9 protein-coding genes are annotated in these 13,118 nt (G+C 47.1%); all 9 read left to right on the top strand.

Features of this window, described 5'->3' with window-relative positions:
- The first annotated feature begins 251 nt into the window (after positions 1–251).
- Complete coding sequence (locus tag OXG87_17260) at positions 252–1,178, top strand: peptidoglycan DD-metalloendopeptidase family protein (protein MCY3871300.1); 927 nt, start codon at positions 252–254, stop codon at positions 1,176–1,178.
- 18 nt (positions 1,179–1,196) lie between these two features.
- The gene (locus OXG87_17255) at positions 1,197–2,507 is read left to right on the top strand and encodes a BNR repeat-containing protein (GenBank protein MCY3871299.1); all 1,311 of its coding nucleotides are present in this window, start codon (positions 1,197–1,199) and stop codon (positions 2,505–2,507) included.
- A 327-nt stretch (positions 2,508–2,834) separates the two neighbouring features.
- Entirely contained in the window at positions 2,835–3,791 is a 957-nt protein-coding gene (locus tag OXG87_17250; protein MCY3871298.1) for a dihydrodipicolinate synthase family protein, read from the top strand.
- A gap of 24 nt (positions 3,792–3,815) precedes the next feature.
- The gene (locus OXG87_17245) at positions 3,816–5,162 is read left to right on the top strand and encodes a sulfatase (GenBank protein ID MCY3871297.1); all 1,347 of its coding nucleotides are present in this window, start codon (positions 3,816–3,818) and stop codon (positions 5,160–5,162) included.
- Positions 5,162–6,865: an arylsulfatase gene (locus tag OXG87_17240; protein ID MCY3871296.1), complete on the top strand. Its 1,704-nt coding sequence runs from the start codon at positions 5,162–5,164 to the stop codon at positions 6,863–6,865. The genes OXG87_17245 and OXG87_17240 overlap by 1 nt, the downstream gene beginning before the upstream one ends.
- Before the next feature lie 278 nt (positions 6,866–7,143).
- The gene (locus OXG87_17235) at positions 7,144–7,629 is read left to right on the top strand and encodes a hypothetical protein (GenBank protein MCY3871295.1); all 486 of its coding nucleotides are present in this window, start codon (positions 7,144–7,146) and stop codon (positions 7,627–7,629) included.
- Between the two features lie 35 nt (positions 7,630–7,664).
- Complete coding sequence (locus OXG87_17230) at positions 7,665–8,075, top strand: nuclease (GenBank protein MCY3871294.1); 411 nt, start codon at positions 7,665–7,667, stop codon at positions 8,073–8,075.
- 192 nt (positions 8,076–8,267) lie between these two features.
- A complete protein-coding gene (locus tag OXG87_17225; GenBank protein ID MCY3871293.1) occupies positions 8,268–12,344 on the top strand; it encodes an HNH endonuclease signature motif containing protein in 4,077 nt (1,358 codons plus the stop codon).
- A partial coding sequence (locus tag OXG87_17220) for a hypothetical protein (protein ID MCY3871292.1) occupies positions 12,334–13,118 on the top strand: 785 nt, incomplete at its 3' end. The genes OXG87_17225 and OXG87_17220, both read left to right, overlap by 11 nt.

Genomic DNA, 13,118 nt, shown 5'->3' with positions numbered 1-13,118 from the left:
GCTCAAAAATTATCTGATTGACAATTTTGAAGCACAGGCTAAAGTAGTGCGTATTTTCTGCGACAATATTCCCAATTTGCGCCAGGCCGTGCGCGGCGAAGCCTTCGTCTTCCTGAAAAACTGGGGAACAGTCAACGCTTGATAAAATGGTCGAAAAGTTTTATATTGCTCACTTATCTGTGTTTATTAAAAGTACTATATCCTCCCTCAGCCATAGATAAATCACTCTCACCTTTACCCGGATTTATTGTATGAAAAAATATTTGACTTTAATGTTTATCTCCCACAATGAAGGTTATATCAAAGAATACCATCTCTCACGACCCAAATTTATCGGCATTATAAGTACATTATGCCTGCTCCTATTGCTCTCACTCGGCTATGTTGCCACAATTGGCAAAAGGGAAAGACTTGCCGAACTCAAGGAGGAAAACACGGCACTCCAACGCGAATTTGTCTTAATACAAGAAGAATTGGAAAACATGCGCCACAACATGGACCAGCTACAGGAAAAAGATCGCATCATGCGCGCCTGGGTTGACCTGTCCGAACCGAGTGACGAAGTCCGTCAAATAGGTGTGGGGGGCGGAGAGGCCATACTGCCAGAATGGGAAAGTGCCGTTTCAGACGATGTCTCAGATCTTCTGACTGATAACCGCACCAATATGGATCAACTCTTGCGAGAAGCGCACTTTCTGAAAACCAGTTTTGATACGATTTTGACAGTACTCAGCCAAGACATCCAGATGCGTCAGCACATCCCTTCAATTACCCCCGTACGGATGGAAAATCCGAGAATATCGTCGGGATTTGGCTACCGTCGCGATCCATTCACTGGTCGCAGACAATTTCACTTTGGTATCGATTATCCCGGTCGCAGGGGCACGCCCATTATCGCCACAGCCGATGGGAAAATAGACAAAATTGACCACAACAGACGTTTGGGATGGTATGTGATTATCGACCACGGCTATGGCCTGAAAACCCTGTATGGACACCTGAACAGAAAGCCACATGTCAAGCTCGGAACGCGCGTCAAACGCGGTGAAAAGATTGGAGAGATGGGCAGGACAGGACGCTCAACAGCGCCTCATCTCCATTACTCAGTCTATAAAAATGGCGATCCCGAAAATCCCAAACACTACATCTTTGATCAAAAAACGCGCTCTTTGTTTTAACGAACCAGAAGGGAAACTATGAGTTCCAGTACACTTTCCGTTTATAGTTCGCTATCTGTCGCAATGGTCTGGTCTGGTCATCCCGTCGGATTTGATCTATTGACCCACGGCGATGTGCAATTTATCGCGTTTTACAATGCCGAGCGCAAAATAACCGTTGGAATGCGAAAGATAGATGAAGAGACCTGGATATTTGCACACCCCGAAGGTATATGGCTGGAGAATCGGGGCCGACTGTCATCGGAGGTCGGATGGGACAGTCACAATTCACTGACCATGGCCATCGACGACGATGGTCATATTCATTTGTGCGGAAATATGCATGTGGATCCCTTGATTTATTTTCGCACAACGCGCCCTCTCGATGTCACGAGTTTTGAACGCATAGACTTTATGGTCGGCAAAAATGAGGATCGCTGTACCTACCCCGTGTTTATGCGCGGTCCCAATAATGAATTAATTTTTCGATTTCGAGATGGCAGCAGCGGCAATGGCGTCGATTTTTATAATGTGTATGATGTCCAGACAAAAACCTGGCACCGAATGCTCAGCACGCCATTGCTCGATGGGCTCGACCGCATGAATGCGTATGCGCGCATGCCCGAAAAAGGGCCAGACGGGATTTATCACATGGTCTGGATCTGGCGCGATACACCCGATTGTGCGACCAATCACAATATTTCTTATGCACGCAGTCCAGACCTCATATCCTGGGAAACAGGCGGTGGCAACACACTAACTTTGCCAATTACAATAGAAAGCGGTGCCACTGTCGATCCCGTACCCCCAGGGGGTGGGTTGATCAATATGACGCAATCACTGGGTTTTGACGACCAGAAGCGCCCGGTGATCAGCTATCACAAACACGACGAAAATGGATACACACAAGCCTATTGTGCGCGTTTGGAAAATGGCGAGTGGGTATTTTACAAAGTGAGTGATTGGACCTATCGGTGGGAGTTTGGGGGGGGCGGCTCTATCGGTGCTGAAATTCGATTGGGCGGCGTCGAGCCAGAGGCCGATGGGGGCCTCAGCATGAGCTATTGGCATATAAAAGAAGGCCAGAGAATCTGGAAATTACATCCTCAAACCCTGGAAGTGATCGGGACATACCCACCACCTGATAGCGAGATTCCCGATGAGTTAGAACAAGTGACATCTGATTATCCGGGCATGACTGTCAACCTCCGCGGTGCTCGCGGCAAGGGAACACGACCCGATGAGCAATACATCTTGCGCTGGGAAACACTGGACCGCAACCGCGACAGACCCAGAGAAAAAATCCCACCGCCGAGTGAATTGAGACTCTATATCCTCCGTCAAAAATAAACCCTCCGGTGATTATCAGGGGACTTTTGGATTGCGTTCATTTTGTACGTTATATCCCCTTTGGGCGTAAAATCTGGACTTCAATTCCATAATTTACGCCGAAATTTGGAATAAACGACCAAATTTTACGTCAATAATGTCCAACGAGATATAATTGGCACCTGATTTTTAAACTCAAATATTCGAAAAAAATATTTGGGATTCTGGGATGATATTGCCCGCTATTGCACAACAGTAATGGCGGATTTTTTTGTTTGGAGATAAGATTTCATAGCTTATTTTTTATTTTTGCATATTGTTTCGCAATCGTATTAAAAAGGAGACGACATGAGTACTGATACATTTCGCGGGGTACTTACCATACCCTCAACGCCGTTTAAGCAAAATGGAGATGTCGATTGGGGCGATCTCAAGCGCGTGCTGGATTTTTGTATCACCTGCGGCGCGCACGGAATTGTCTGGCCCGTAAATGCCAGTAGTTTTCCCGTATTGACCGACCAGGAACGCCTGCACGGGATGCAGATGGTCGTAGAACACACCGCCGGGCGCGTTCCAGTAATTCTCGGCGTTCAGGGGGCGAGTGGAAATCACGCGGCGATGTTCGCGCGTCACGCGCAGGCATTGGAAGCCGATGGCGTCATCGCAATGGCCCCTTATATAGAGCCAATCGAAGACGAAGATGCGATGGTGCGCTATTATCAGGGAATAGACCGCGAAGTGGATATGCCAATTTTTATACAAAATCACACGCGGGGCAGCGAGTTATCAATCGACACAGTCGTGCGCTTAATCAACGAAGTAGAACACATAGAATACGTCAAAGAAGAAACCTTTCCCCCGACACACATGACTACGGGATTGATCGAGCAGGCGGGACCAAAATTGAAAGGCGTATTTGGCGGAGCCAGCGGCCGCTATTTATTGCTCGAACATCCGCGCGGCGTGGCAGGACAAATGCCCGGCTGTCACATAACAGATGTCGTGGTGCGCCTGTGGAATGCCCTGGAAGCCGGAGATTTAAAAGAGGCAAAACGGGTATATGGCATCATGGCCCCCCTATTCGCGCTCGAGACAATAAAAGGCACCAATTATCCCGAAATACTGCGCCGCCGCCAGGTCATAAAAAGTTCGCACAGCCGTTTGACAACCCGTTTTCCAACTCAAGATGCGTACGATCACGCGGCACTCGACGATATTTTGCGGGACCTGGAACCGCTATTTACATGGAACGAAAAGCCACTGCTATACGGTCCCCCCGAATGGCTTAAAGATCAAGTTGGATAAAAGATTTATTAAAAGGAGCAAAAAATGTCGAACCACCGTCCGAATGTCCTCTGGCTCTTTCTCGAAGATGTGAACCCGTGGATGAGTTGTTACGGCGACCAGACCGTACACACGCCGAATATAGACGCGCTCGCTGCATCGGGCGTAAAATTTGATCGGGCTTATCAAACCTCTGGCGTGTGCTCGCCTTCGCGCTCGGCGACCATTACGGGAATGTATCAAACCACCATAGGTGCGCACAACCACAACAGTTCATATCCCCTTTTACCCGAAGGGATAAAGACAATACCCGAGTATTTTCGAGATGCCGGATATTACACATTTAACGAGGGCAAAACACATTACAATTTTGTCTTTGAATCAGATGTATTATTTAACCACCATGGGAGCATGGATTTCAAAGGGGCAGAAAACGGAAGCGACTGGTCCGGATGTCCCCAGGACCAACCGTTCTTCGGACAAATTCAGCTTCGGGGCGGCAAAAGCATCGGCCTGCTCAAAGGACCGGGCATAGATCCCGCCTCGGTACCCGTGCCATCGTTCTATCCCGATCACGAAATCATCCGCAAAGAAATCGCCCTGCACTACGATTGTATCTCGCACACAGATAGACAAGTGGGATGGATTCTGGAGCGACTACAAGAAGATGGATTGCGCGAAAACACGATCATTTTTTTCTTCAGCGATCACGGCATGCGGTTGCCGCGGCACAAGCAATTTATTTACGAAGGTGGTCACAAAATCCCATTGATCATTTCCTGGCAGGGCAATACAGATATCGTAAATCCTGGCAGCGTGCGCTCCGACCTCATCAGCGGCATTGACATCGGTCCCACCTCACTCGCGCTCGCAGGCCTTGATGTGCCCGATTACATGGAAGGCCAAAATCTGTTTGGCGAACGCTTTGTCGAACGCGACTACGTAATAGCCGCAAAAGACCGCTGTGATTTCACAATAGATCGCATGCGCACGGTGCGCACCCAGCGGTATCGCTACGTGCGAAACTTTATGACAGATCGCCCTTTTATGCAGGCGCAGTACCGGGATGGATCGGATTATATGGAACTGATGCGGACCATGCACGCCAGGGGTGAACTAACGCCCGAACAGGCATTTTTCTGGGCAGAGGAACGCATCGCAGAAGAATTTTACGATTGTGACGCCGATCCCGAAGAAGTGAATAATCTCGTAGATGATCCAGACCATGCCGAAGCCTTGCAACACCACCGCGATATTCTGACACAGTGGATTGCCCAGACCGATGACAAAGGCCAATATCCCGAATCCGAAATTGGCTTGCGACCAGTGCTGAAACAGTGGGGAGATAAGTGTGTGAATCCGGAATATGATGAAATAAAAAAGGAGATATAATGACCAGACCAAATATTCTCGTGATGTTGACCGACGATCAGGGTTGGGGCGATTTGAGTGTACACGGCAACACAAATCTCAACACGCCCAATGTGGATTCTCTCGCACGAGATGGCGCCCTATTCGACCGATTTTACGTCTGCCCGGTATGCGCGCCCACGCGGGCAGAGTTTTTGACGGGACGCTACCATCTGCGCGGCGGAGTCCACGGCGTGAGTACTGGTGCCGAGCGATTAAATCTCGATGAAACCACCATTGCCGATATCTTCAAAGCCGCTGGATACGCCACGGGTGCTTATGGCAAGTGGCACAATGGCACGCAACACCCCTATCATCCAAACGCGCGGGGATTTGATGAGTTTTTTGGGTTCTGTTCCGGGCACTGGGGACAATATTTCGATGCCGAACTCGAGCACAATGGCGAACTCACGCGCGGAAAGGGGTACTTACCCGATGAGTGTACAGATCGCGCGATGGATTTTATGACAGCAAATGTCGAACGCGGTCAACCCTTCCTCTGTTATCTCCCCTACAATATCCCACACACCCCATTTCAGGTGCCCGACGAGTTTTACGAGCCATTCCGCGACAAACCGATTGAGATGCGGGCGACCAATCCCGACCAGGAAGAGATAGTCCGCACGCGAGCGGCACTCGCCCTGTGTGAAAATATCGATTGGAATGTGGGACGCTTACTGGACAAACTCGACGAATTGGGAATCGCGGAAGACACCATTGTATTTTATTTTGGAGACAATGGCCCCAATGGCGCGCGCTGGAATGGCGGGATGAAAGGCACAAAAGGATCAACAGATGAAGGCGGCGTGCGCGTGGCGGGCTTGCTGCGCTGGAAGGGGCATATTCAAGCAGGCACGGTAATTGAAGAAATCGCCGGCGCGATTGATTTATTGCCCACATTTGCCGACCTCACGGGTATCGACTTAAAAGTTGAAAAACCCCTGGATGGACGCAGCCTCAAACCCCTGCTATTGGGCGAAGATGTCGAATGGTCTGACCGCATCATCCTATCACATCAGCGGGCACAATTGAGCGCACGCAATCAGCGCTTCCGATTGGACATAGAAGGCAAATTATACGATATGGTCGCCGACGGTGGACAGACAACAGATGTGTCCGGAGAATATCCCGATGTTCACGCGGAATTGTCAGATGCAGTAGCAAAATATCACGCCGAAGTCTTGCCCGTCAACGACGACCGCCCCTTTGCCACGGGCTACTGGAAAACGACCCGCTTGCCCGCACGAGACGGCGTACATCACGGCACAGTCCAGCGCAGTGCTGGCGCGCCCAATTGCTCATATTTTACGCACTGGACCCAGGTAGGCGATCGGATGACCTGGGATATTGAAGTCGGCACAACGGGCGACTATGAAGCGGCGGTTTATTATACATGCCCTGAAGAAGATGTGGGATCAACCGTCGAACTGGCATTTCACCCCACGCACGGCCAGACGACAAAAGTTCAAGGACAGGTGACTGACGCACACGATCCACCGCTAATCGGCGCATCAGATGATCGCTATCCCCGCGGAGGCGAGTCCTATGTAAAGGATTTTGAGCCATTGACATTGGGAACACTCCATCTAAACGCGGGCAGGGGCACATTGACCTTACGCGCCCTTGACGTACCCCATTCCCAGGTGATGGATGTGCGACGCGTGATGCTGACGTTGAAGGAATAGCAAAGAAATATGAACGATCGAAAATGCAAAAATGTGGACAAATACGCCCTACTTCTCTACCTTTGAAAAATCGAGGCAAACGACTTCAACTTGAATATTCTGCGTTATGTAGATACATTTGAGGAAGAGAAGGTATTGAGATCGGGCAGTTAGTGGAGAGTTGATATAGGGTATGGGGAGATGGAGGGCTTGTTACAAGGTATCCGCCAATGAAAGGAAACCTTTATCACGAACGAAGCGAATAATTTGAGCCTGAACGCAGATGAAAGGGTAAAAATATGAGCAAGGGACCTATAGAAAATCCTACCGAGAGATTCGACAAGACCATCGTATTAAAGATACATGCCTTCGAAGATATCATCCCCAAGAATGTCTTCTACATTACCGGATCGGCAGGCAATATCTCGACCTTCATCATCCACAAGCACGGCGATAATACCATTTCCGATGACCACACCAGGTTGGAGCCGATGTATGGAACTATGGCCTATGGAGAGCCTGTCAAGCGGATTGTGATTTCCCGTAAAACTTTGAGAATCAAACGAAATCCTCAACAGGTCTATTGGAAACCGATCATTGTCCCAGAGATCAGCACGTTAGATGATCGTGCGAATGAACTTGTGCAGTTAGTTCAATCTTGGGTGGACGAGGGAGATGCTGACGAACAGCGAGAAACACTCGAATACCTCATTCAGGCTTTGGATGAAGATCGGCCGTCCAACCGTAAACTCTTCCCAAAGGAACTGAAAGGAAAGAGTTGGTGAGCCAGACCATACTGCTCGACAGCGGCCCTCTTAGTATGGTAATACACCCAAAGAGTTCGGGAAAAGCCATGCAGTTTAAAAACTGGTTTCAGCAGTTAGTAGCCAGCGGCGCAACAGTGATAGTGCCAGAGATCGCAGACTACGAGGTTCGACGCGAGTTGCTCAGAGCGCGCAAAACCAGAAGTATTCAGCGGCTTGACGCGCTTATCACCAAGACCGAATACCTGGAGATCACAACCGAAGCTATGCGCCAGGCTGCAAAGTATTGGGCCGATGCCCGCCAACAAGGCCGACCAACTGCAGATGACAAAGCACTTGATGTCGATATGATCCTGGCGGCGCAAGCAGCAACGCTGAACCGGACTAACGTGATTATCGCGACGACGAACGTAAAACATCTGTCTCCTTTCACTCAGGCAATGCTCTGGTCCGATATTGGTCCGTAAATTTCGAACAGTTCAAACAGGGATTTACATACAGAATGATAGTGAAAAATGAACCGTTGCTAAAGAGATAGCGGACGAAAGCGATTTTCTCAAACAAATTGCCTAATAATATTGCCCACAAAATCATAGAATGATACAGAAGCTTCTTACTGGAAAGTGGTAACTAAAAAGTTAAAATGTAAGGTAATAAATATGGCTACATCAAGCCAAAATGATATAGGATATACGACAAAAAGAATTCTGGATATCCAGAGCTTAAATCAATGTGCATTTCCAGGATGTACGAATCCTTTGGTTGAGCCAGGTACAGGACAATCAAACCCTGCTGTTGTTAGTGATATATGCCACATTTACGCTTCGAGCCCTAATGGTCCAAGAGGGCAAGGGAGTCTCACAGAAGAGGAACTAAAGTCTATAGACAACCTGATTTTGCTTTGCCCGAATCACCATAGGGTGGTGGACCGTCAACCTGAAACTTATACAGCCGAATTGCTCAAACAATGGAAGGAAGAGCATGAAGCTAAAGTGAAAAGTCAGCATCCCAGTGGTTTAGATATTATAAGGGCACTTGTCGATGAAAAAATCAAGGATGAAACCGATATACTCCGTAAATCTCGCTTTTTTGCCGAGTTTGACAGTACCCGATCTTCATTAGAACTCGCGAGAAAGTTGGTAGAAGGAGAACTTTCGGTTGGTACTAATGCTGTAAGGAGACATGCTCTTGCCTGGTGTGTGCGAATCCTATCTACCAAAAAATTGGATAAAGCAAAAGAATATCTCAATCATGCAAAAAAATTAGGTACTTGCGAAGAAATAGATATAGCAGACGCCTTTATATCGTCACAGAAGGGTGATAAAAGCACTGCTCTAAGTGCCCTGACAAGCATTGATTCACCAATGTCTCTGTCCGCAGCCCTCATAGTTGTCGCAAATCATGATGGGTCACAGGAGGCTGTTGACTGGCTAAAGACCGTCGGTATTGACACTGCTGATTTGGCCCCCGAAGGCAAACGGTTTCTTTTGCAGTGTCAGCTTGAACTCAATGAATGGAAGGCAGCACAAGAATGTCGTGATGTACTGACCGATGACGATATGCGTGACACCCCTGTCCTCCATCACATGGTGGCTATAACGCACCTCCTAAGTACAGTGCATGCCGAATTTCGGTCCGTTGTGCTTAGACAACTACCATTATCAGCGGCAAACTTTCCGCTTGCTTCAAGCGAGTCTGCAATTAACGCTCGGCGAACAGCACGCAGCTACTTCATTGAGAGTAAAAAAGCTGCATGTCAGTTAAACCTTCCTCGTGCAGCCGCAATAGCTGAAGAGTACGCACTTTGGCTTGAACTCAAGGATCCGGATCCAGATGAATCAGATAAAGGGCGAAAGCGACTGGAGTCTAAACTTCACAACCTCAAATCCGCTCTTCGTTTTGTGCGTCTTGGTATTGAATTTGGAATCAAGTTGAAACTAGATGAAGTCGAACGCGAAATTGACCGACAAATTGCCCTCAATGGCAAGATTACTCTCGACGCCGCACTTGCTCGCTTTGCCATCGCTTTTACACATAAGAACCCGGAATATATTGCAGACTACATTGCCCATCACTACAACGATCTTGCCAACTACATTGACAAAAAACTCATGCTGTCTCTCCAAATCGAGTTACTTTCTCAAGCGGGACAGCTTGAGAAGGCAAATGAGTGCTTGGATATTCTTTTAAAAGAAGGAATTTCTGAGGCTGCGAAAAGCAGATTCATTAGAATAATTGCTGAAGCAAAAGGGATTGATCCAGTTAATAGCCTAAAAGCACAGTTTAAAAAGACAGGTAGCCTGAGTGTTTTAACAACCCTTGTTGGCAAACTTGAAGATAGAAACGACTGGAATAGTCTTTGCGAATATGGCAAAATTCTGTTTAAAGAAACCAACGAGTTGAGCCATGCGGAGGGGCTGGCACGCGCTTTATATAATTCAAAGCAGAATGAACAGCTTATAAAGTTTGTAAAATCAAACGAGGAGCTTTTAGACCAATCCGAGAACCTACAAATGTTCTATTGCTGTTCTTTGTACCACGAGGGAGAGCTACTGGAGGCTCGCTCCGAATTGGTGAAACTGAATGATGATTGGGATGATGAGAGCTACCGCACACTACAGATAGATTTAGCAATCGCTTTAGGTGACACCAACTCCCTTTCTGCATTTGTTGCGAAAGAGTGCCGGGAAAAAGGCAAGAGAAATGCTCAGGAATTGATACGCACAACTCGACTGGCCCTTTGTTTGGATTCTATTCCCCAGGCAAAAGAGTTGATATTTGAGGCGGCCAGAAAAGGAAATGATGATGCTGGTATATTAGGTACAGCCTGTTCTCTTGCAATTAGCGCAGGTTGGGAAGAGAATGAAGTCTTGCAATGGATGCACAAGGCCGTCTCACTCTCTGGAGACGATGGTCCAATCTGGAGGATGACACCGAAAGATTTCTTGGACCAAATGCCTGAGTGGAATCGTCAAGCATCTGAAATATGGCAGATGTTGATCCGTGGCGACATTCCGATGTTTCTTGCAGATCAAGGCATCAATAAATCTCTTAGCGATTTGATGCTTTTCCCCTCTTTGGCGAATCCATTGGAGAACGATCCACGGCAACGAGGAGCTATTCCCGCGTATAGTGGTCAAAGGGAACCATTATCCCTCGATATTAATAGGCAAATTGGAATAGATGCAACCGCATTGCTCACCTTGAGCTTTCTGAATTTACTTGATGAGGCATTGGATGCTTTTGATACAGTACATATACCACATTCAACTCTTGGTTGGCTTTTTGATGAAAAACAGAGAGTTGCATTTCATCAGCCAAGTCGGATTAGGGATGCGGTTCAAATAAGCCATTTGCTGACCAATGGTGCATTAAATAAGCTCTCACCGAGTACTGTGTTCAACAGTGACTTATCAGCTCAAGTTGGGGACGAATTGGCACTGTTAATAGCAGAGGCGGAAAAGGTGAGCGGCGATGATGATACTCAGCGCATCGTTGTTCGACCATCTCCGGTTTACCGGATCGCCTCTCTGATGGAGAAAGAAGCAGACTTAACAGCGCACACCACCGTTCTAAGTAGTTGTCAATCCATTGTGGATAAATTATGGGAAAAAGGCCGAATCACGAGATCAAAGAAAAAGGAAGCCTGTGCCTACTTGCAACTACATGAAAAATTCTGGACAGGTCAGCCAGAGATAGATGATGGAGCAATACTGTATTTAGATGACCTCGCTATAGCCTATTTCCAGTATCTTGGGATATTGGAAAAACTAAAAGCCGCAGGCTTCAAACCCATTATTTTGCCAAAAAAAGTATCTGAAATAGATCAACTAATTTCTTATAAAAATATTTCTGGTGAGGCCAAGGATATCATAGAATGCATACGGTCTGCCGTCAATTTGCGGATAGAGTCAGGAAAAATAAAAGTAGGTAGACAAATCAATGCTGATCAACCAACAGACCAGTCAATATCTCATCATCCAACCTTTGGCGTTTTCTCTTTAGAGAAAGGGTGTGACGCAATCATTTCGGATGACAGGTTTCTTAATCAGCATCCCAGTATTAAAAATAACAACTCATCTATGCCAGTATTTTCAACCTTGGATCTTATAGATACACTGGTCTCTACTGACTCTATAACGGCTGAAGAACGACTGGAGTACAGGACTTGGCTTCGTCAGGCCGGATATATTTTTATACCTGTAAGCGAATATGAACTCGCACATCATCTCAATGCTTCTATGGTTGAGGATGGCAAAGTTGTTGAGACAGCAGAATTAAAAGCTATCCGGGAAAACATTCTTCAGGTTCGAATGAGTAACTGGCTTCAACTTCCCAAAGAGGCACATTGGCTCGTTGAGTTTCAAAGAACTTTCGTCCATGTACTAAAAGACCAATGGAAAGCCGATGCTGACTTTTCGATTGCACGAGCACGCTCAAACTGGATTATGGATCAGATTGACATTCGCGGCTGGGCGCATAGTTATGGCACAGAGAATGGCACTGACATTGTCAGGGTGGGACGCAGTGCATTCATTATGTGGCTACTCACCCCTCCGGTTGAAGAGCCACAGCAAATCAAGGACGAATACTGGAATTGGATAGAAGGTAGGATTTTAGCTCCGATTAAAGAACAATATCCCGATCTGTATCTTGAGCTTGTCGAATGGCATAGAAGATGGATTGCGGAAACTGCTGATATGGATCTAATCGAGGGAAGTGGAAATGATGGATAGTCCTTATGTCAAGTCTGCATTAGCACAAACAGCTTTGGATCTTACTCCTCCACTTATACGTGAGACTTTGCTTAAGAAGTCAGATTTTCGGGAGGAGTATAGTCTTAAAGCGGATGCGACTCTTTCCTTTCCTGATATTGGTACTACATTTCACCTTTCCAGTCTGCACAATGCGGCCCGAAGCGTTCTTTCAGGTGCATTGGAAAAAAAAGTGAATGATACGAAGGGACAAAAATGGAGGCTAAAGAACATAAGCGAGAAAGGAGATTTGCCGCATCTTTCACTTTCTCGCGGCGAAAAGAAATCTCCTCTATATAGCCTTGCGGCACTTTCCCCAGATAGAGATATACGTCTTCGCTTCCTTGATGAAGCTATTTCCGACGTCAATCTGCCCACCAGTGCATCGGATTCATGGCGTAATATTCTTTCAGAACGTGCCCTTGAAGATGACGAAATTGATGAGTGCCTCAGTGAGTTTCGCGATACGCCGGTCCAAATAGTACGTACTATACAGAGTGAGATCAGGGCCGGAAAAATTGACATGTCCTCTCTGGTTCCCCCTTCCCGGAGATATTTTGAAAGACTTGTGGGCGAATATGATGACAGTAATTCCATTTGGGAATATGCTGCCAATAGTGGCAGATCGCTCTTTGCTCAACTGTCTGACTGGCATCCCTATTATGGCTTTTTGTTTAGCCTCTTTCTATCACTACATTCCTGGCTAACAGACGAAATCAATATCGATCAATTGAGTAATGAAGACCTTGTACGCGC

Source organism: Gemmatimonadota bacterium, assembly GCA_026706845.1.
Taxonomy (GTDB): domain Bacteria; phylum Latescibacterota; class UBA2968; order UBA2968; family UBA2968; genus VXRD01.
The sequence above is the reverse complement of the archived record's forward strand: the minus strand, read 5'-3'. Positions and strand labels throughout refer to the sequence as shown.

Excerpts from the sequence above, each read along its gene's own strand:
- OXG87_17225 (MCY3871293.1), top strand. The coding sequence starts at position 8,268 with ATGGCTACATCAAGCCAAAATGATATAGGATATACGACAAAAAGAATT.
- OXG87_17250 (MCY3871298.1), top strand. The coding sequence starts at position 2,835 with ATGAGTACTGATACATTTCGCGGGGTACTTACCATACCCTCAACGCCG.
- OXG87_17230 (MCY3871294.1), top strand. The coding sequence starts at position 7,665 with ATGGTAATACACCCAAAGAGTTCGGGAAAAGCCATGCAGTTTAAAAAC.
- OXG87_17255 (MCY3871299.1), top strand. The coding sequence starts at position 1,197 with ATGAGTTCCAGTACACTTTCCGTTTATAGTTCGCTATCTGTCGCAATG.
- OXG87_17240 (MCY3871296.1), top strand. The coding sequence starts at position 5,162 with ATGACCAGACCAAATATTCTCGTGATGTTGACCGACGATCAGGGTTGG.
- OXG87_17260 (MCY3871300.1), top strand. The coding sequence starts at position 252 with ATGAAAAAATATTTGACTTTAATGTTTATCTCCCACAATGAAGGTTAT.
- OXG87_17245 (MCY3871297.1), top strand. The coding sequence starts at position 3,816 with ATGTCGAACCACCGTCCGAATGTCCTCTGGCTCTTTCTCGAAGATGTG.
- OXG87_17235 (MCY3871295.1), top strand. The coding sequence starts at position 7,144 with ATGAGCAAGGGACCTATAGAAAATCCTACCGAGAGATTCGACAAGACC.